Here is a 21,438-nt window from a genome sequence, read left to right as displayed (position 1 = left end):
GGAAAAATTCGGCCATTCCCCGCTATTGTAGCACAGGAAGAACTGCCTAATCAAATACTTTTGCCTTGCCAACGAAGCACGATGATGGGGGTTGTCGCTGCGGTTGAGAGAAAACGGCGGTCGGGTCGATATCCGATGATCCAGAGTACCTCCTCTCCTGCTGTCAATAAGGGGATCTTCTGTCTGATACTCCGGGGCACCTTTTGGTCGATGAGGTAGTCTTTGACTTTCTTTCTCCCCGCCCCTCCAGCGGGGTAAAACCAATCGCCCGGTCTCCGACTGCGGATGACCAGGGGACCGAGGGCCGATATGGATGGTTTGAGGCAGATTTCACGTTCACCCGGTTCCAGTGGGTCCCTATCATCGATGCGATTCCATCTGGCGATGCGCATCCTCCCGCCGCCCTCGGGCACCGCGACCGACTGCCAACGCCCCGGCTCGCCAGGCTCCGGCAAGGGACGGCAAAAGCCGTCGTCTGCCTTCCAAGGGAGGTCCTTGTAGAGGCGAAGCCGGCCGGCTTCACTGACAAGGGTGTGTCCGCCGGCCTGGTCGACAGGCCCGCTTTTGCCGCCCCGCTCGGTCAGTCGTTGCAGCATCGCCTCTGTTTTTTCAAAGCCGGGCGTCAGGTCGGGAATCCCCGTCCCTGCTTCGATATAGCGGCGCAGAACACGTCGGCGGATGGCCATGGGCAACGCTTCCAGACCTTTGGCATCGAGTCCCTCTTCGTTCGTCAGCCGGGCCAATTCCCGGCTGGTCACCTCGTCCAGGTAGTCGGCGTCATCGACGCAGAGGCGGCTTGTGCGTCCGATGGCCTCGGCAAAACGTGGATTATAGTCATGCAACAACGGGATCAGACCATGGCGGATCCGGTTGCGCGTGTAGAGGGTGGAGTCATTGCTGGCGTCGTGACGCCATTCCTGTCGCTCCGCCTGGAGAAAGGCCTCCAATTCGGCCCGTCGAAAGGTAAGCAGCGGCCGGATGTAAGGGCCGCGCCGGATCGGCATGCCCGCCAATCCGCGCAGACCGCTGCCGCGCAAGAAATGGAACAAAACCGTTTCCACCTGGTCGTCGGCATGATGGCCCAGGGCAATCCGGTCAGCGTCGGCGGCTTTCGCGACGCGCCCCAAAAAATCATAGCGCAGACGCCGCGCGGCCTCCATTTTTGTCCCCGGCTCCCGCGTCCACCATTCTTCCGGCGCCCGCTCCCGGTAAAAGGGAAGCCCCAGCCTTCCGGCCAGCGCAGCCGCAAAAGCTTCGTCACCATCGGCAGCTTCCCCGCGCAGCCCGTGGTGGTAATGGGCCACCGATAGTTTCAGGTCCAGTTGCGGCGCCGCTTGATGAAACAACAACAACAGACTGATCGAGTCGATGCCGCCGGATACGGCGATAAGCACGCGCTGTTGCGGTTCGATCAGTTGGCGCCGGTGGAGCGTTTGGAGAAATCGATCAAGCAATCGGGTCACCCTGCTGGCGTTGGTTTTATTACCGGCTATCTTTACCGGTTATCGTATGTGTATCGTATGTGGTTACTTTCTACATGGATTCACGTTTCCCTGCCCGCTCCGGCGAAATTCGCCTAGTCCTTATCTTCTCCGAAAAATCAGCCCTACAAACCCCTTATCCCCTTTCCTCTCTTCCCGATAGGGCGGCGACGACAACACTGCAGTCATCCCGCGCCTTGCCTCCGCCCAGGCGGATCGCCTCCAGGAGGATCAGGTCGGCCAGGGCCTGCGGATCAGCGGTGGCATCGCGCTCCAGCCAGTTGGCCAGCCAGTCAGAACCTTCGCCCGCCAGGCTTTCGCCGTTGCTGCGGCCGCGGCGGGCCTTTGCTCCCCCGTCGGCGCCCGGACGATTTGCCTCGACGATGCCGTCGCTGACGAGGATCAGGCGGTCGCCCGGCAGCATGGCCACACTGAGCGATTCCACTTCCACGTTTTTTAGAATCCCCAGCGGCAGCGAGGACTGCCGGAGAACCTGCACGCGCCGCCCTCGCTTGAGGTAACTGGCCGCTGCGCCGAGTTTGAAGATCTCCGCCTCGGCCGACGCCAGGTCGATGACGGCCATGTCGACTGTGGCGAAAGACTCCTCTTCTGTGGCCAATGCGACCAGGGCGTTCACAGACCGCAAGGCCTCCCCCGGATGAATGCCCATACGGCAAAGGTGTTCGAGCAATGACAGGGTGGCGCTGCTTTCACGGGCGGCCCGCGGCCCAACGCCTGAACCGTCGCTGAGGGAGACGACCATCCGCGATGCCGGCGCTTCCCATCGGCCGACCGTGTCGCCACTGACGGCGCTGCCGTGGCGGGCGGCCTGGGCCACGCCGATCTGAATGCCATAGGGCCGGACAGGGATCAGGCTGAAGGCGCACCGGCCGGGGGCGCCGCTGCGGCAGTCGGACTTGCCGACGATAAAGGTTTGACCGAGCACCTCTGCGGCAGTTGCTGCGGCATGTTCCGCGCAAGGCCATGTGCCGGAGCAGCCGCCGCCTTCCACATATATCCGCCAATGTTCGCCCTCGCCGTGCTCTTTGAGCGCCTTGAGGCGGAAGCCGCGCTCCTCCAGCGCCTTGGCCAGCCGTTCCCCTCTTTTTTCCGGCGGCGATGCATGCTCCAGGTCGTGGGCGAGCGATGTCATCCATCCCGCCAGTCCCCGGAAGTGGGCGCTGACGAGATGCCTTCCTTCGCTGAGCCTGCGCCGCCAGTAACGATCCACTTCCACCGTCTCCAACAGGCATCCGATGGTGGCTGACAGTTCAGCCAGGCGGGCGCAGCGGCGAGCCAGTTGAGGCGTCAACGATTTGGCCGTCACCTGGCCTTTCTCCTCCACCTGTTGGAGGATTTCGTTCAGGTATTGCCGCGTCCGCTCGGCATCCCGTTCCCAACATAGCCCATAACTCGGACAGGGCTTGCACACCCGTTCAGCGATCGCTAGCAGGATCGGCTCCCAGGGCTTGTCTCCCGGCGCAGGCGCCGGCTCTGCCATCTCATCGAAGGTGACGGCCATCTGCCCGATCATGCGGCCCATTTCGTCGATCTTTGCGCTGACCGGAACGGCCGGTTCCGGTAGGACAAACTCCTTTTTTCGGGCAGACAGGCGCTGGCGCAGACGCTGCACCCAACCGGACGGCCAGACGATGAGGAGCAGGCCGGCGATCGCCGCTTCCAACAGCAGTGACCGCACATCCTGGGAATTGGACATATAAATGGAAAGCAGCAGGTGACCCGATAGGAAACCGCCGATCACACCCGGTTTCGCCCAGGGGCGAAACAAGCCGGCCAACAGCCCGGAGAGGGCCAGGAGGGCCAACGATGACGGCGCGCCGAAGATTGCCAGCGGCGGGAGCAGTCCGATCGCGACGCCGCCGGCGGCGCCTGCGCCAGGTCCGATCGCGTATGCCGCAAGGAGCACGCAGAATTTGGCGACGATCCCCGGCAGGGTAAGGCCGAACAGCGGTTCCTGGGGAAAGCCCAGCAAGAAGAGCAGGCCAAGGACCACCAGGCATGCCTGTTCGTCCCGGTTCCAGGTCCGCCCCGTCGGCGCTTCCAGCGTGTTTTCTGCTGTGGCCATGATGACGACGGCAACAGCGGCAAAAAGCCCCTCAAAGGTGACCAGCACACCGCTGTAAAGGGAGGGGGTCATCCATGCCACCGCTGCGCCTTCCACCGCCCAGATCGTCAAGGCGGTCATAACAGCGAGCATGGTAGCCGATGGATTGCGCCGACGGGCGACAATCGTTGTGACGGCGGCGACGGACAGCCATGCCGCCAGTTGTATGATCGGGCGCACGCCGAGAGGGTCTTGGGAAAGGGCCGCCATTTCCGGGGAAAACCGCCCCGTATACCATCCTGCCGCCGCTGCAGTGACACTCCAAAGCAACATCCCGGGCCGGCGCGCCGCTGTCACCGCCAGCGCCGCCGGGGCGGCTGCCGCCAGGCCGCCTAGCAGGGTTCCTCGCGCCAGCAGGAAGATGCCGATCCACCAGAGCCAGACGCGGATGTCCCGGCTGAAAGACATCCCTTCCCGCCATGCTTTGCCGAGCGCGGCTGACAGGGAATTGACGTTGTGCAGCGCCACTCCGGCCGATTGGGTCATCTTGCCCGTTACGGCCTTGAGAGATGACGAAAGGCCAGCCGTAACCTTCGGGCGGGCAGTGTCCCCCCTTTTTTCGCTAAACCCGTCAAGGACTTTGGGACCAGCCGCTGCCGGCCGGGTCTCTCTTCGCAGTCGTCCTGGCGTCAACCATGCGCCTGGGGCCGCTAAAGCGGCAATCTTGCCGAACCAGGAGAACCATCCGCTTTTTTTCCCTTTGCCTTCATCACGCGCTGGGATCCGTTCCCGACGAAAAGGATAAACTTTCGGCTCATCCCACAATCTTGATCCCCCGTTTCGCCTTCGCCATTTGGTATCTTTTTCCATTATACCTATCGACGCAAGAGAAAATTGTCGGGGAGGACAAGGTTGCAGCGCAAAATTTTCGTGTTAATTTTACAAGACAGGGCAGAAGTATGGGATGCTTTGCAACGGTCGTATTGCAATCCTTCTCCCTCAATGGAAAAAGGCCGCGACAACAATCGCAGCCTTTGATGATTATGATTCGTTTGTGGTTTCCTTGTCTGTGGTTCCTCGTCTGATTGGGACTTCTAAAAGGTCGCCGCTACCCCCGCGGCCGCATTGCGGCCGCTTTTCATGACCAGGCCACTGTCTTTCATCACCTGATCGGAGACCAGCTTGCCGCAGACGAGGACGACGGGGACGCCGCCGCCGGGGTGGACGCTGGCGCCGGAGAAGTAGAGGTTGCTCACCTTCTCCGACTTGATGCTCGGGCGGAAGTAACCGGACTGGAAGAGCGTCGGCGCCAGGCCGAAGGAGGCGCCACGGTAGACGTTGAATCGCTTCTGGAAGGTCTCCGGCGTGTAGACGCGCTCAAACTCGATATGCTGACTCAGGTCAGTCAGTCCCCACCGTTCCAGCTTTTTGAGGACCAGTTCGCGGTAGCGACCGGTCTCTTTTTTCCAGTCGATGCCGCTGTCCAGGTTCGGCACCGGGACGAGGACATAGATGACCTCTTTCCCCGGCGGGGCCACCGTTGCATCGTATTTTGTCGGCGAATAGACGTACATGGCCGGATCCTCCGGCAGGATGCGCGCGGAGAACAGTTCGTCCATGCTCTTTTTATAGTCGGGCGTAAAGTAGATGTTGTGGACATGCAGGTCTTCGTAGCGCTTGTTGACACCCAGGTAGAGCATGAAGGTGCCGACCGTGTTCTCCATGCGCGAGAGCTTCTCCGGCGTGTATTTGCCCCTGTAGGCCGGTTCGACGAGCTTCTCCATGGTGTAGGGAAAGTCGGCGTTAGAGATGACCACGTCGGCGGCGATCTCCTCGCCGCTGGTGAGGCGGACGCCGCGCGCGCGGCCGTTTTCGATGCGGATCTGGGCGACCTCGGCGTTACAGCGGACGACGCCGCCGAACTCGCCGAGGAGACGGGCCATCGCCTTGGCAATGGCGTTCATGCCGCCCTTCGGGTACCAGACACCGCTTAGGCCATGCTCCACATAGGCGATCAGCGTGTAGATCGAGGGGGCGTCAAAGGGCGAGATGCCCAGGTAGATGGCTTGGAAGGTCAGGGCGATGCGCAGGCGCTCGTCCTTGATGAACCGGGCGATGTCGTCATACATGTTGTTGAGGGTCTTCAACTGCAGCATGGCCGACAGGGTTTCCGGATTGAAGAAGTCGGAGGGCTTGACGAATGCCTTTTCGATGAAATGCTCGCGGGCGTACATGTAGCGCCGGTGGATCTGGGCGAGAAAGCGCAGGTAGCCATCGACATCATCAGGGTTCAGGGAACGGATCTCGTCGAGGAGTTCTTTCATATCGATGGAGGGGGTCAGGCGGGTCCCGTCGGTAAAATGCAGGTGGTAGCACGGATCGACGCGGACGAGTTCCAGGTAATCGCGGATATCCCGCCCGTGGTCCTGGAAGAACTGTTCAAAGACATCGTTCATCATCAGGATGGTCGGCCCGATGTCGATGGTGTACCCGTCCGCCTCAACAGCGCTCAAACGTCCACCGAGCGCCGGTTCTTTTTCCAGCACCGTCACATCCCAGCCTTGGGCGGCCAGGCGGACAGCGGCGCTCAGGCCGCCGGCGCCGGCGCCGACCACGACAACTTTACCGTGGTTCCTTGTCTTTTGTGTCACGCCAAATTCTCCCCTATCCTGTAACAAACGTTTTTTGTCGCGATTACGAAGGAGAGCTTTAAGCCGGAACGCTGACCCCTTCGATCTCATCCTCGATGTCTTGGTAGATCTCCATCAATTTATCAAGCTTCTCATCGTCTGCCTCCCAGAAGCCGCGGCGGTTGGCCTCGAGGAGCCGGCGGACGATTCCGCGCAGGGCGTGGGCGTTCAGTTCCTTCAGGCGGTTGCGCATCGTCTCATCAGTGATGTAGACGTCAGTGATCTCGTCATAGACCCAGTTGTCGACGGCGTCGGTCGTGGCGCTCCAGCCGAAGGTGTTGTCGACGCGGGACTGAATCTCGCGAACGCCTTCGTAGCCGTGCTTGAGCATGCCTTCATACCACTTGGGGTTGAGGGTCTTCGTCCGCGTCTCGAAGCGAACCATCTCTTCCAGGTAGCGGATCTGCACCTTCGGTGTCGTTGTATCGGCGACGAGCACATTGGGCTTCTCGCCGCGGATGCTCTTGACGGCCGCTGAGACACCGCCCAGGTACTCGTAGTAGTGGTCGATGTCGACGATGCCCACCTCGGAGGAGTCCACGTTCTGGAAGCTCGTGTCCACATTAGAGAGGGCGGAGCGGTAAATCTCGTCGGCCACCTCGCCGCGCACCTGTTTGCCGTAGGCAAAGCCCTTGCGCTTGATGAAGGTGTCGGCCAGTTCGCCGGCTTCCTCCCAGGCGCTGTTCTCGACCATCTGGTTGACGTTACCGCCGTAGCTGCCCGGCGCGTTGGAGAAGACGCGCGTCGCGGCCTGTTCGATGGGGATGTTCATTTCCTTGGCCTGGGCTAGGGCGTGTTTGCGGATATAGTTCATCTCAAGGGGCTCGTCGGCGGCTGCAGCCGTCTTGACGGCCTCGTCGAGGAGTTCCATCTGGTTCTGGAAGAGGTCGCGGAAGATGCCCGAGACGGTGACGACCACGTCGATGCGGGGCCGGCCCAGTTCTTCGAGGGGGATGAGGCGCAGGCGGGTCATGCGGCCCAGATCGTCCGGCACCGGTTTGATGCCCATCAAGGCCATGGCTTGGGCGATGCCTTCGCCGTAGGTCTTGATGTTGTCGGTGCCCCAGAGGACGACGGCGATCGACTCGGGGTAGACACCATTGGCGTCGTACAGTTTTTGCAGCATCATCTCGGCGACCCGCTGGCCGGCGCGGACGGCGACGGAGGTGGGGATCGCCTGGGGATCGAGGGCATGGATGTTGTGCCCCGTCGGCAGCGTCTTCGGGTTGCGCACAGGGTCTCCGCCCGGTCCCGGCTTGATGTACTCGCCGTCGAGGGCCTTGATCAGGCCGTTGACCTCTTCGGCCAGGACGATGTCCTTGAGCACATCCTGCAGGTAGACGAAGGTGCGGGCCGCCACAGGGATGTCGACCTCCAACCCGGTCTGCGTCCGGTCGAGGAGGAATTCCTGCATCGCTTTGGCGGCGAGCGTCTCCGCCTTGCCGCGCAGGAAGCTGAAGCGACCGCGCTCATCTTTCTGGAGGAACTCGGCGATCATCTTCTGGACGCCATGTTGCACCGCTTGGCGCACCACTTCCAGCTTCTCAATCGCTGCCTGTTCGCCGAGTTCGGCGCGCCGTTCCAGATCGCTGAAGGGGATGCCCATGGCCTCAGAGGCGAGACCGGCCAGGGAGCGGATCCCCTTTTCCGGACGGTCGAAGTAGCTGATGGCCGACAGGTAGTCGCCCAGCGTCTGGGCATGGGGCGCTTCGCCGAGGATATGTAAGCCCGTCGGGATGAGGCGGTTTTCCAGGTCGGTCAGGTAGACGTAGAGCTTGCCGATGAACTCCTGGCCCGGTTCCTTCGTCAGCGGCACATCCTTGTCGAGGTGCAGGGCCAGGACTTTTTCGATGATCGTCTCCAGGATGGACTCGCCGCGGGCGTTGTGGCGGTTTTCACCCCACATGCTGATCAGGTCTTTCAGGTCCCGCAGGTCCTTGTAGAGGCCGGCATTCTCAGCCGGCGGCGTCAGGTAGGAGACGAGGGTGGCGGCGCTCCGCCGCTTGGCGATGGTCGCCTCAGAGGGGTTGTTGACGCTGTAGAGATAGAAGTTGGGCACCGGACCCAGCAGGCGGTCAGGCCAGCAGTACTCGGTCATCCCCACCTGGTGGCCGGGCATGAACTCCAGGGCGCCGTGGGTGCCGAAGTGGAGCAGCGCGTCGGCCTGGTAGACCTTGTCGAGCCAGCGGTAGAAGGTGGCGAAGCCGTGGTGGGGACAGGCGTTGCGGGTGAAGAGCAGTTTGATGGGGTCGCTCTCATAGCCGAAGGAGGGTTGCACGCCGATGAAGACGTTGCCGAGGCGGCGACCGAAGACGAGCAGGTCTTGGCCGTCCGTATTCAGTTCACCCGGCGCCGGTCCCCAGGTCTCGGCGATCTGTTTCCAGTAGGGGTTGATCTTCTCGTATTCTTCGACGGTGACGCGGCCGCCCACATGCAGGTTGGCCGAGGGCAGCATGGACGTCTCGTCGTCGACGATCATCTTGATCAGCGCTTCCGGGCTCTCGGGAAGCTCCACCGTGTACCCTTCTTCATCGAGGCGGCGGAGCAGGTTGTAGAGGGACTTGAAGACATCGAGATAGGCCGCCGTCCCCACGTTCCCCTTGTCCGGCGGAAAGCTGAAGATGACGATGCCCAGCTTTTTATCGGCCTTCGCTGTGGTGCGGAGCCGGATCATGCGCCGCATCCGCTCGGTCAGCAATTCGATCCGTTCCGGAATGGGGATGGCCTTGGAGGCGCCGTGGACGGCATAGCCGCTGTAGACGGTGGGGGCCACGAGGCCGTCCAGTTCGGGGATGGCCACGTTCAAGGCCACCTGGACCGGGTTGAGGCCCGACAGGTCGGACTTCCACTCGTCGATGGTCTGGAATTCGAGGGGGATGGCCGACAGGTAGGGCACGCTGAGGGCGGAGAGGACCTTGACAGCGCTTTCGGCGTCGTTGGAGGCGGGACCGCCGACGAGGCTGAAGGAGGTGAGGGAAATCACCCCGTCGACCTTGCGCACGTCGCCTTTGCCCATGAACATGTGCTCGACTACATGACGGTAGTCGAGGCCTTTGGCAATGCCGGGGACGACGCCGAGGCCTTTCGCTTCAAGGGCGCGGATGACGGCGTCATAGTGGTCATGGTTGTCAGCGAGCAGGCTCGTGCGCAGGACGATCAAGCCGACACGCAGTTCCGACGGCGCGTGGCGGCGGTACCACTCCTCATACTCGGCGCGGCTGGTAAACCAGCGGTCCGAATCAGGATGGTAGATCCCCTCTTCCGCGTACTCGACAGGCGCGTCAAAAGAGATGTCCGCTTCCGGCGCAAAGTACTGCTTGGCCAGCATGAGCACCATGTTGCCCAGGTTCTTCGGCGAGCCATTGAGCCAATAGAGGTAGCAGAGCATGTAGGAACGCAGGTCCTGCATTTTGCCCGGTATGTATTTTAACAGCTTGGGCACGGTGCGAACGAGGGTCATCATTACGTCTGTGTTCATAGGCGGACCGGACTTTTTGCCTTGCGCCTCTTCTGTGTCCGTGTTCTTCTTGAACCGCTTGATGATGTTCATGTATTCGTTCGACTGTTCGCTGCCCATTTTGAAGCCGCCCATGCGGGTCAGCTTCATCAGTTCCGGCATGGCGTTGACGACTACAACCGTCGGGACTTGCTGGCCTTCCTTGCGGATCACGTCGGCGATGGTGCGAGCGATGTCGTCGACAAAGACGTGGCCGACGAAGAGCAGGTCGGCGTTGAGCACGGCCTGGCGGAACTCTTCGATCTTGGTCTTCTCTTTCAACTCGTGCACGCAGAAGGAGGTGACGCTGATCTCGATGGGTTGGGTGCGATTGCTCGCCTCGATGGCCCGGCTGAAGGCGCTGCTGATCTGTCGCTCCAGATAGACTTGGACAAACCGCATGACCTTTTTCGACATTGGCTATCCCCCCTTATTTCCGCAGCGCGTGCACGCCGCTCTTGACCGTCTCGGCAAGTGTTGTCGCCGACATCTTGGGCAGGTAGTAGTACTGGCCGAAGGCCGCTCCGGCGATCTTTTCGGCAAATCCGGTCGAAGTGAACTTGTTGGCCGTATCGATGACGAGCATGGAAAAACCCTGCTCAGGAATCTTGCGGCTGATGGCCAGGATCTCTTCGTTCAACTGATCCCGGTTTTTGGGACCCTCCTCGGGGTTGAGAGGGATGTTGCCGCGACCGTCAGTGATCAGGGTGATGATCACCTGACCCACATCGCTGCCGATGCTCTTGACGCCCAATTCGAGGGCCTGGGCGATGGCGTCAGCCAGAGGCGAGCCGCCGCCGACAGGCACCTGATCGAAACGCTTCTTGGCCAGTTCGACGCTGCGGGTGGGCGGCACGATGACCTCGGCCTTCTGGCCGCGGAAGATGATCATGCCCACCTTGTCGCGGTTGACATAGGCCTCGTTCAACAGCACCGAAACGGCGCCTTTGGCGCTGCTCATCCGGTTGAAGGCCATGCTGCCGCTGGCGTCGACGACGAAGATGATCAAGGCGCCAGATTTGCGGACGAACTGCTTGGCCCGCAGGTCCGAATCGGTGACGATGACCTCGCGGTTGCCGAACTTGCCAGAACGTCGCCGTTCCTGCTGGTAAGGCGCTGCCGCCCGCAAGGTGGCGTCGACGGCGATCCGCGAGGGCTTGCCCGGCGGGGGCAGGAGCGCGCGGGCGTAGCGTCCCCGCTCCATGCTCTTTTGCTTGCCGTGAGCGCCGCCGCGGGCCTGCCGCTGGGCCTTGTTCTGCAAGGAGAGCAACTCATCTTCGACGGGGACTTCCTCAGCGTCGAAGAAAAACTCCTCGGGCAGGGTCATCGTCTGTTCATCTTTGGGCGCGTCAGGCGGCGGGTCATCTTTGTCGTCTTTATCCGGCTCCGGCGGTGGCGGAGGCGGCGGCGGCGGAGGAGGCGGCGGTTGTTGCTCTTCCTCATCGGGAAGGTCGACGGTCTGGCGCGGCTTGATCACAAACTCAACGGCCAAGGCGAGGTCGATGGGCTCTACGGCCGAACGGCCCTCCAGAGCCGCATGGGCTTTGGCGAGACGGACGGCGAAGAGGTCGCCCCGGTGACCGGGAACGCCCCGTTTCAGGGACTGGCCGATCAGGTAGAGCACCTGGCTCTCCGAGATGGTGACGGCAGGCAGGCGTTCGCGAGCGCCATCGATTTTGCGCAGCAGATCGTCCTGCTCGTCGGCGTACAGTTTTTCAAAGGCGTCGGGCTCATCGACGAACAGTTCCTGGCGGCGCATGATCTCGATGCGCTGTTCCAGGTCGTTGATGAGGCCGCTGCTCACATGGATGGCGATGCGGTCGGCCAGGTGGCCCCGCAAGGCGCCCTCGTCCGGGTCATAGGTTCCGACGAGGACAAAATCGGAGGGGTATTGAACGGAGATGCCTTCCCGTTCGAGACGGCAGATCCCCGACATGGCGTCGAAGAGGGAATTGACGAGCCCGTCGTCAAGCAGGTTCAACTGGTCCACATAGAGCACGCCGCGGTTGGCTTCGCCGATGAGACCCGGCTGCCAGGCCCGCGCGCCGCCGGCGAGGGACTGCTCCACATCGATGGCACCGAGCAGGCGGTCTTCCGTGGCGCCGAGGGGAACCTCCATGAAGGGGGCTTCCCGGCGCAGGACAGGAATGCTATCTTCATTGCCGCTTAGACCGTTTAGCCTGTCGCTGTATTGCTCCCGGCAGCGGCTACACCAACTGGCCGGTTTATCCGGGCGGCAGTGGCAGGGACAACCCTGGATCTGTTCTATGTACGGCAGCAGTTGCCGGAGCCCGCGCGCCAGAACCGTCTTACCGGTCCCCCGCGGCCCGGCGATGGCCACCCCTTTTAAGCCTGGATCGACGGCAACGAGGAGCAGCGCCCGTTTGATGCCTTCCTGTCCGGTGATGGCCGCCAAGGGCAGGCTGTTTGTCTTCATGCTCCCGCCTTCTCAACTCCAAAAATCTGAGCTACCTTTTCTTGAACGCGGCGGCCGTTGTCCATCGTCGCCAGCGGATCCTTGCGCAGGCGATGGCGCAGGCCGAGGACGGCGATGCGGGCCACATCGTCGTCACAGACCTCGGTCCGGCCTTCAAAAGCGGCGAGGGCTTTGGCTGTCCGAGCGAGAACCAGTTCACCGCGGTGGCCGTCGATCTCCAGGTCGATGCAGAGTTGGGCGATCTTCAGGAGCACATCGTCGCCGACGGTTACATCGCTCAGGATCTCCTTGGCTCGGGTAACCTTGGCTTGCAGTTCTGCCTGGGGCGCGTCGAATTTTTCGATGAAAGACTCGGGGTCGTTATCGAAATCGCTGCGGCTGCGGATGATGGCGACGCGCTTGTGGGCGTCGCGCAATGTTCGGATCTGGGCGTGAAGGCCGAAGCGGTCGAGCAACTGGGGACGCAGTTCCCCTTCTTCCGGGTTGCCCGAACCGACGAGGACGAAGCGGGCCGGGTGGCGGATGCTGATCCCTTCCCGTTCCACCACGTTGACGCCGGAGGCGGCGCTGTCCAGGAGGACGTCGACGAGGTGGTCGTCGAGGAGGTTGACCTCGTCCACATAGAGGAAGCCGCGGTTAGCCTGGGCCAAGAGACCTGGTTCAAAGGCTTTAACCCCTTCGGCCAAGGCCTTCTGGATATCGATGGTGCCGCAGACGCGGTCTTCCGTCGCGCCCAACGGGAGGTCGACGACGCGGGTCTTGCGGTAGGTCATGGGAAGAACTTCCCCTTCTGCCGTCCGTTCACGGCAGTTGGGGCACATCTCGCTCGTCTTTTCCGGGTGGCATCCGAAAGGACAATCGGCCACCGAAGGCACTTCCGGCAGCAGTTCAGCCAGGGCGCGGACCGTCGTCGACTTGCCCGTCCCCCGGTCGCCCATGATCATGACGCCGCCGATGCGCGGGTCGATCACGTTCAGAATGAGGGCCAGTTTCATCTCTTCCTGGCCGATGATCGCCGTAAAGGGATAGGTCGGCACTTTGATCTGCGCCGGCTGCCGCCGTTCGCTATGGTTCGATGGTTGCGCTTGTGTCATCGGTTATTTCCTCCCGTCGGCAATTACCGGTTGCCCTGATTTCCCTTGCTCTCGAAATAGGCCTTGGCGGCGTAGATCACTTCCAGGGTGACCTCGCTGTAACCGCGTTCGCGGGCATAGTTCTCGGTATTGCGCTGCACTTTTCCTCGTACAAAAAAGGGAACCTGCTTCAAGGCCTTCAAGGCCTCGGCGTCCCAATGCAATTCATCGCCGTTTGCGACAGCTCCTGTCGCGCCGGACGGGGCTGCCGAACCCGCCGTTGCCGTGACGGTCGCCGGAACACGTCCGGGCGTCGTCGCCGTGGCGCCGGCGGATCCCTCAGCGACGGCCGCCGCTTCCATCTGGCTATCTGAAGCGGTGTCTTCTCCGAACATGTTGACCAGGTGTTCTTCCAGACCGAGTTTGATCGTCTGGTTGATCGTGTCGAGCAGGCGGGTCATCCCCCGGTAGCCGAGGACCGGCGCCGGGAAGAGGGGGAAGTTGAGGATATGGGCAGGACTGCTGATGACGATGCAGGGCAGTTCATAGCGGGCGGCGCTGTGCCGTTCCATCTGGGTGCCGAAGACGATGTCCGGCTGGGTGTCGCGGATCTTCCGGCTCACGGCCTGGAAGTCGTCGCAGACAAAGGCTTCATCAGTCAAACCAGCGACAGCCTCGGTGAATTCGTCTTTCCATGCGGTCATGTAGGTGCCGGCCCAGACCACTTGCACGCCGATCTCACGCAACAGGTGGGTTGCCCCGACAGCATGGCTGAAATCGCCAAAGACAACGGCCCTTTTGCCAAAGAGGGATGACAGGGCGTCGACCGACTTGGTGAAGCGGGCCAAGGCGCCGGAAGGCGCCAGATGGCGGCGGATGTAGGGCGTCACATCGATGCCAGCCTGTTCTCCGAGGGCGCGCAGGAATCGGCCTGTCTGGCGGATCCCCATGGGGGTGACGGTTATGTAATCAATGCCGAAGCGCTTGCGCAGGTATTCACAGGCCTCACGGCCGTATTCGCGGTAGAGGCAGATGTTCAGGTGGGCGCCGGTCAGGCTGCGCAACGTCTCCACTGTCGCCCCGTAGGGGATGACGGCGTTGACGCCGATGCCGATTTCCTCCAGCATGGTCCGGATCTCGTTCAGGTCGTGGATCTGGTGAAAGCCAAGATAAGAGGGACCAATCAGGTTGACGCTGAACCGCTCTGTCTTCGGCTGTTCGACGGCGAACTCAGCGACCAACTGGGCCAGGAAATCATCCATGGCAAAGTGCTCCAGGTCGCGGAAGGCGTTCACCCGGGGCACGATCAACTTTGCCTTCGTCTGGCGGCCAAGGCTGCGCGCGACGGCCAGCAGGTCTTCCTGCAGCAGCGTCGACGAGCAGGTCGGGGTGATGACGATCACATCGGGCCGGTGTAACGCTTCGACGCGCCGCACCGTATCGACAAGGCGCGCTCTCGAACCCTGGGCCATCTCCCGCCGTCCGATGGGCGAAAGCGTAAAGGGCGGGAGCTTGTCGAAGCGCTCCAGCATGGAGAACATGACGTTGATATAGCCGTCGCCCTGGGGTCCGTGTATCACTGTATGTACCTTGGGCATGCTGCCGGCGACCCGAGCGATCCCGGAGAGGGCGGTTCCTTCATACATCCAGTAGGCGAGTTTCACGAGATCCACCCCGCTTCCGCCCAGCCCTGATCGAGCAGAGCCTGCCGCTTCAAGAGCGGCTTGATGAAGAGTTTGATCAGATCGATGGCATTGACGAAGCCGTGGATCTGGGCAAAGGTGAATTCAATCGACCAGGCCGTCGTGTAGCCGGCCGCTTCGAGGGGGTTGCAGATGCCGAGGCCGGCCACAATCAGGTCAGGCCGGAGACGGTCGATGCGCTCCACCTGGGCGGCGAAGTTGGGACTTTCGATGACGGGCACCGCTTTTTCTCGGAGTCTGGCAATCTCCTCTGATAAGTCCTTGGCGTGGACATAGGGGGTGCCGGCTTCAACCACTTCGGCGCCGCAGGCGGCGAGGAAGCGGGCCAAAGGGATCTCCAGCAGGTTATCGCCGAGGAACATGATCCGCTTGCCGCGCAGGAGGGCCAGTTGGCTCTCCAACCCACTCCAGGTCTGGGCCTCCCTTTCCGCAACCCGGGAGGCGTCCAGGCCGAATTCGGCGCAGATGGCCTCCAGAAAGCGCGCCGTACCGTCGGGCCCGATGGGCAGGAGTGTCGTCAGCACCTTAGCGCCCCGTTCACGGCGCAAAGTGGCCAAGGTGTCGCTCAGGTAGGGTTGCAATGGGGCGATGACGGTGTTTTCATTGATCACCGGCATGTTCTTGATGTCTCCGCTCGGGAAAACATCAACCTTGTCCAGGCCGAGTTGTTTCAACTCCCACTGCAACTGCTGGGTCGTCGAATCGGTGACCGCGCCGACAAGGACCAGATTGCGTTGCGGAGACGCCGGAGCGCTCGCCTTGCTCCCCTCATCCTTGCCGAAGGAAAACCAACTGCGCTTCTTCTCTTCCACGACTTCCGCCTTTGGCGCCTTTGGCGCCTCCCGGGGAACAAAGGGAAGCAACGCATGCAGCACGGCGTCTTCCCCTTGGGTGAATGTCCGGTCCAGGCCCGAGGTGTGCACGGGCACGACAGGGAAGCCGAATCGGCTGCTCAGGTCTTTGCTGGAGTTCTCCAGGTCGAGCTTGAGGATATCGCAACTGCAGGTGCTTAGCAGAAAGATCACTTTCGGTTGCCATTCCGCCTTGACGTCTTCGACTACTTTCGCCAGTTCTTCTGTCGGCGAGGCCGCCACAAGGTCTGACTCCTCCAGGACGGCGAAGCCGAAGCGGGAATGGGCGTAGACCATGACGTCGAGAGCCGTCTGGATGAAGTGGGCGCAGGTGTGAGTCCCCACGATCAGAAAAAAGGAGTCCTTGATCTTGCGGTGCAACCAGGCGACACTGGCTATCGGACAGAAGGTGTGGAAGCAGCCGTTTTCCCGTTCGATCCCTTCCACGGCAGGTCCTCCCCTCGAAAGAGTTCAAACATTTCCCGTGTGCCGACGGCGTTGGGCACAACGCCTTCCGGCTTACTGAGGAGATAGGCCGCCATCTTGCGAAACTCGCTCGTCATCTCGCTGACGGGCTCCCCCATCTCTTCCAGTTCAAAGAGGGTATACCCCTTGACACGAGACTGGCGCACCCCTTCGTTGCGGGGAACAACGCCCATCAAGGGGGCTTCGATCCGCCGGGTGAAGGTTTCGAGCAGGTCCACCTGGTCACAGCGATTGCCGATAACGCCAGCAAGTTTTACATCGTAACCGGAGGCGTTCTTTTCCACAATGCTCTCGCAGATGCGGTTGGCCGCGAAGAGGGCGTCAAAATCGTTGGAGGAGACAATACAGGCCAGATCGGCGTATTGCAGGGGCGCTGCAAAGCCGCCGCAGACGACATCCCCTAGGACGTCGAAGAGGATCACGTCATATTTGCTCATGATGTCAAGCTTTTCGAGGAGCTTGACCGTCTCGCCGACAACATAACCGCCACAGCCGCTGCCGGCGGGCGGGCCGCCTGTCTCAACGACACAGACGCCGGCGTAACCCTTGACGACCAGATCATCGGGTTCGATTGATTCGTAGTGGTAGTTGAACTTATCGAGGACCTCCACCACCGTCGGGATCATTCTCCCGGCGATGGTGAAGGTGGAATCGCTCTTAGGGTCGCAACCGATCTGCAACACACGGCGACCTGTCTTAGCGATGGCCACGGCCAGGTTGGACGTGGTGGTCGACTTGCCGACGCCGCCTTTACCGTATACGGCGATAATCATATCTTCATGCCCCTCACGGCCGTGTTGCCATCGGGCGTCGTCTCAATGGAAGGCAGATCGCGGGGCGCGCCGCAGGCGGAGATCTCCAGGTCCTTCGGCGCACCGCAAGCGGTGATGGTGCCGAAGTCCTCGTCCACCTGTACCTGCTTGGCCGCCTTGATGCGGGCCAGTTCTTCCTTGCTGACGATCTTGGACTGATCGAAGCCCAGGTCAACCTCGGTGTGGAAACCTTTCCGCTTTACCCGTCCGATGTCGTAGAAGCGTTGGGTGGCTGTCATCTTCAAAAAGGCCTTCAGGCAGCCCATCATGTACTTGCGCTTGAAAGGGTCCTTGATAAAGGGATAGTCGAGGAAGCTCTTGCGCATATAGAAGCGGGCATAGCTGCGAAGCACGCCTTTGAGGACATCTTCCCGGTCCATCTCGTCGGGTTGCATGATCGGGGTGACGAAGTTGTACTTGGAGTAGTCACGAACCTCGACCTTGTCGCCCAGTTCCTCAAAGAGTTCCGAGAAGGGCCAGGGCGTGTACATGTTCCAGTTGACCATGTCCGCGTCCCAGTAGCGGGCCAGTTGGAAGGTCTCTTCGATCGTCTTCGGCGATTCGTTTTCCAGGCCCATGATGAACTGCGCCTCGGCGACCATGCCGTTGGCTTTGATCATATCGATGGCCCGCTTATTCTCTTCCATCGTCGTTTCCTTGCGGAAACGGTCGAGGTTCATCTGGGTGGCCGCCTCAGTGCCGAGGGAGATGTGAACAAGGCCGGCCTTGCGGTAGAAGGGCAGCAGGTGGGCGTCCCGCAGGATATCGGTGACGCGAGTGTTAATGCCCCAGTGCACGTCAAGCTTGCGATCGATCAGTTCCTGGCACATGGCCACAAACTTGTCGCGGTTGATGGTCGGTTCCTCGTCGGCGAGGATGAAGAAACCCACCTTGTGGTCTTTGACAAGCGTCTCGATCTTGTCAACGAACTTCTTCGGGTGACGTACCCGGTAAGTCCGCCAGAACTTCCACTGGGAGCAGAAACGGCAGGTGAAGGGGCAGCCACGGGCGAAGTTCGGCACAGCCACGCGGCAGTTGAGGGGGATGTAGATGTACTTGTCCCAGTCCAGGATGCTCCAGTCGGGAGTCAGTCCGTCCAGGTTCTTGATCGGCGGATGGGCCGGCGTGGCGACAACCTTGCCGTCCTCCATATAGGCGATACCCATGATGTCCTTGCGATCCTTTAGATCAGAACCGGCGGCGATGGCGTTCATCAGGTTGACAATGATCTCCTCGCCCTCGCCACGGACGATGTAGTCGATCTCGGGCGTCTCGGTCAGGATCTGGCTGTACATAAAGGTGGGATGGATCCCGCCCAGGATGGTCTTACAGGTGGGGTTGCTCTTTTTCGCAATACGCAAGGTGTCTTGCGCTTTATAAATCATCGGCGTAATCGCACTCGCCATGACCACATCCGGCTGGTTCTTCCGGATGATTTCAGCTAGCACGTCATCTGGTAGATCCTCGGTCATTGCATCGATGAATTTCATGTTGGTGTAACCGGCTGCCTTTAACGATCCGCCGATATAGGGCGCCCAGCTCGGCGGCCAGTTCCCAGCAATCTCGGCGCCACCGCAATGGTAGTTAGGTTGGATCATCAGTATGCGCATGTCAAGCCTCCTAGTCATCGTTTCGGCTTAATCTCTAACAGCATCGCGTTATAGATGATGTTAGAGACCAGCTCTTGGCGAGTAGATTGGTAGCCCAGTTTATTCAAAATGGAATGGATCTCCGAAATCGGATGCAGATAGGCGCTGGTTGTGCGGGAGCTTCCCGACATCCGCTCGCCTACTGATTTAAGGAAGCGAAACCATGCGGTCGACGGCGCGAAGGTGATATAGGCCCGTTCCCGGGCGCGGCCCAGCGTATGTTCCAGCAACGCGGGCAAGTCAGCAAGGGGATAATGAATCAACACATCCATCGAAATGAGGATGTCGTAATTTCCTTTTTCCGAGACTAAATCACTGACCTCAAAGGCGAGGTTGTCCCTTCCACGGTTGCGCGCGGAAGCCATTTCGATCATTTTCGTGGAAATATCAATACCTTTGACGATAGCGCCCTGTTCGGCGAGAATCTCTGCAAGAAAACCTGCTCCGCATCCGGCATCGATGATGCGCTTACCAGCTACCGGCCCGATCCAGTCCAAAAGGCAGCGGTGGATGGCTTGACGACCTTCGATGAGCTTTCGCTGGGCAAAGTTTTTGCTCTCTCCTTTGCTGATGGACGCCCATCGCTGAAAGGCATCGCCGTCAAAATAATTTCTCACCTGTTCCTGTTGTGTCCAATAGGAATTCAGTTCGTTTGCCATGGCCTCCACCCCCCTAGAATGATTCATTGTTGCCGGCCTGGATCAGGCCGTTTTTTCCGTAAGCGAGATAAAACCCCTGCGCCCCTCTCAGGGCGCAGGGGGTGTAGGAACAAAATGGATTTGGTGCGATTACACCATGGCCAGAGCCCACATGCAGACGATGGTCATCTTGAAGAACAAGAAGGTACCGATCGCTTTGCCTTCTTTGAGGCTGAGGGCCCGGTTGTACATTTTGCCAGCGAAGCCGACGCCGACTTGCTCGTGAGCCCACTTCAGAACCATGGCGCCCTCGTCGCGGGAACCGCGATACTGGAACAACATGGAGAAGGTGAAGGCCCAGATGAAGTGAGCGCCCAGCAGAGCCTGGATCATGTGGCCGTCATAGCGGGAGAACATGGCCGTGGTCTTCTGAATGATGTAGGAGAAGTAGCCCATGTTGGTGAGCGGGGACAGCTGATGGAGCGGGTTGTTGGAGTTGAAGGTGGCCACAGCAGCCTGGTAGATGTCATTGTAGGGAGCGGCAACGGCTACGAAGGAGCCCATCCAGCAACCATCAATGTAGAACCAGGCGGGAGCGATGACCTGGAGGGAGAAGAAGATGGCCAGGTAGAACTGGTCAACCAAGGAGATGGAGCAGGTGCCGCCGTAAGCAGGGCCAAGGCAGGGGAACTCGCCGTCGCGCTTGGCTTTCATGCCAACCTTGGTGGTCCAGGGCGAAACCTTGCTGAAGAACACCATACGCCACATGGGAACCATGGTGAAGTGCAGACCGCCAGCGATAGCGTGGGCGGCGACGAATTCACTGATGGAGCCCTTGGAGCCGAAGATGGCGTCGTGGAGCGGGGTGCCGATGTTGATGTAGGTCATGTGAGCGAAGATACCGGCCTTGGAAGCGGCATGGATGTCAGCGATGGTGTTGTGGGTAGCGATGCCGTAGGCGACAAAGATCGGCAGGAAGGCGCCGAACATGATCAGGGCCAGGAACTTCTTCTGGAACTCGTGGTCATAGCAACGCTTGATGAACTTGAAGTCCTTCATTTCTTCAGCCAGCTTGGGATCGTTGAGAACCCGCAGCATGAAGTGCGCGCCATGGAAGACGCCGCCGATCCAGAACATGATGCCCATCACCAGGTGACCCAGGATGGCTTGCTTGACCAGCAGGCCGGGGTTGGCGGAGGCAATCATCTTGAGCTCAGGGCCGGCATACTGGGAGACAGCGTATTCACGCATGAAGCCGAAGCCCAGTTGGGGATGTTGCCAGATGATCATGGCGAAGACGACGGTGGCGAAGTGGAAAGCGAGGATCTGGCAGCTAACGGACAGAACAGCTTCCCAGTCTTTTTCGAAGAAGGCGAACTTCTTGGTGTTGAAACCGGCGAAGTTGTGGAAAATGCCGCCAAGGAAGAACACAGCGCCGAAAGCGATGTGGTTGCCAGCCATGGTGGCGGGGGTGATGGGGCCGAACATGTCAAAGCTCAGACCGGTGGGGGCCAGTTTGCCTTCGGGGCCAAGGATGCCGTAGAAGGCCATGTGCAGGCCCCACATGGTGGCAACCAGGGCGAAGAAGTGGAACTGAGCGACCAGGGACTTGCCCATGGTTACTTTTTCCAGGAACTTCTCTTCAGCGGGGGATTTGATGTGACCAACACCCCAGAGAATGATTGCGGCAAGAAGGTGCATACGGGCGACGAACAGCGCATCGGGGCTCAGCGCGGTCGCATCAAGACCCAGTTGATAAAGACGAGCATAAAACATGGTGGCGGGGGCCCACAGAACACCTTGGGTCGCGGGATCCCAGCTCAGGTGATGAACGAGAATGAAAGAGACCATAGCTGCAATGTTGCCCAGGTGGTTGATATGGGCTTTCAGAACGGCGCCCCGAGTGGCGGGCACTTTGTCTTTGAAGTACTCAAAGACCTGGGCCCGGGGGTTAAATGCCATTTCGGCAGTGGCCATCAAAACGACCTCCTTTTCAGATTTTTTAGAATGTTGGGTGCAGGTCAGCAGACGGTTCCCCGGGCTGGCGAAGTAAAAGA

12 protein-coding genes are annotated in these 21,438 nt (G+C 60.6%); all 12 read right to left on the bottom strand.

Annotated elements, in window-relative coordinates; genetic code table 11:
• Nucleotides 1–50: 50 nt before the first annotated feature.
• Nucleotides 51–1,454 carry a tRNA lysidine(34) synthetase TilS gene (gene tilS / locus GTO91_RS06375; protein ID WP_161256549.1) on the bottom strand — a complete coding sequence of 468 codons (1,404 nt, stop codon included), beginning with the start codon at nucleotides 1,452–1,454 and terminating at the stop codon, nucleotides 51–53.
• Nucleotides 1,455–1,617: 163 nt separating this feature from the next.
• Nucleotides 1,618–4,371 carry a SpoIIE family protein phosphatase gene (locus GTO91_RS06370; RefSeq protein ID WP_161256546.1) on the bottom strand — a complete coding sequence of 918 codons (2,754 nt, stop codon included), beginning with the start codon at nucleotides 4,369–4,371 and terminating at the stop codon, nucleotides 1,618–1,620.
• A 269-nt stretch (nucleotides 4,372–4,640) separates the two neighbouring features.
• Entirely contained in the window at nucleotides 4,641–6,197 is a 1,557-nt protein-coding gene (locus GTO91_RS06365) for a phytoene desaturase family protein (protein WP_161256543.1), read from the bottom strand.
• A gap of 58 nt (nucleotides 6,198–6,255) precedes the next feature.
• Complete coding sequence (bchH, locus tag GTO91_RS06360) at nucleotides 6,256–10,149, bottom strand: magnesium chelatase subunit H (RefSeq protein ID WP_161256540.1); 3,894 nt, start codon at nucleotides 10,147–10,149, stop codon at nucleotides 6,256–6,258.
• Between the two features lie 13 nt (nucleotides 10,150–10,162).
• A complete protein-coding gene (bchD, locus tag GTO91_RS06355; RefSeq protein WP_161256536.1) occupies nucleotides 10,163–12,169 on the bottom strand; it encodes a magnesium chelatase ATPase subunit D in 2,007 nt (668 codons plus the stop codon).
• Nucleotides 12,166–13,263, bottom strand: coding sequence for a magnesium chelatase ATPase subunit I (gene bchI / locus GTO91_RS06350; RefSeq protein WP_170294123.1), 1,098 nt, complete (start codon nucleotides 13,261–13,263; stop codon nucleotides 12,166–12,168). The genes bchD and bchI overlap by 4 nt, the downstream gene beginning before the upstream one ends.
• Nucleotides 13,264–13,286: 23 nt before the next feature.
• Nucleotides 13,287–14,915, bottom strand: a complete 1,629-nt coding sequence (locus GTO91_RS06345; protein WP_161256533.1) for a ferredoxin:protochlorophyllide reductase (ATP-dependent) subunit B — start codon at nucleotides 14,913–14,915, stop codon at nucleotides 13,287–13,289.
• The gene (gene bchN / locus GTO91_RS06340) at nucleotides 14,903–16,243 is read right to left on the bottom strand and encodes a ferredoxin:protochlorophyllide reductase (ATP-dependent) subunit N (RefSeq protein WP_161256530.1); all 1,341 of its coding nucleotides are present in this window, start codon (nucleotides 16,241–16,243) and stop codon (nucleotides 14,903–14,905) included. The genes GTO91_RS06345 and bchN overlap by 13 nt, the downstream gene beginning before the upstream one ends.
• A complete protein-coding gene (gene bchL / locus GTO91_RS06335; RefSeq protein WP_161256528.1) occupies nucleotides 16,192–17,055 on the bottom strand; it encodes a ferredoxin:protochlorophyllide reductase (ATP-dependent) iron-sulfur ATP-binding protein in 864 nt (287 codons plus the stop codon). Before bchL ends, bchN begins: the two co-directional genes overlap by 52 nt.
• A complete protein-coding gene (gene bchE, locus GTO91_RS06330) occupies nucleotides 17,052–18,704 on the bottom strand; it encodes a magnesium-protoporphyrin IX monomethyl ester anaerobic oxidative cyclase (protein ID WP_161256525.1) in 1,653 nt (550 codons plus the stop codon). Before bchE ends, bchL begins: the two co-directional genes overlap by 4 nt.
• A 14-nt stretch (nucleotides 18,705–18,718) precedes the next feature.
• Nucleotides 18,719–19,402: a magnesium protoporphyrin IX methyltransferase gene (gene bchM / locus GTO91_RS06325; RefSeq protein WP_161256523.1), complete on the bottom strand. Its 684-nt coding sequence runs from the start codon at nucleotides 19,400–19,402 to the stop codon at nucleotides 18,719–18,721.
• Nucleotides 19,403–19,531: 129 nt separating this feature from the next.
• Nucleotides 19,532–21,358, bottom strand: a complete 1,827-nt coding sequence (locus tag GTO91_RS06320) for a hypothetical protein (protein ID WP_161256521.1) — start codon at nucleotides 21,356–21,358, stop codon at nucleotides 19,532–19,534.
• Nucleotides 21,359–21,438: the final 80 nt, after the last annotated feature.

Origin of the sequence: Heliomicrobium undosum, assembly GCF_009877425.1 — a bacterium.
In the GTDB taxonomy this organism is placed as follows: Bacteria; Bacillota; Desulfitobacteriia; order Heliobacteriales; family Heliobacteriaceae; genus Heliomicrobium; species Heliomicrobium undosum.
Note: the sequence above shows the minus strand (reverse complement) of the source record. Positions and strands in the feature narration are given on the sequence as shown.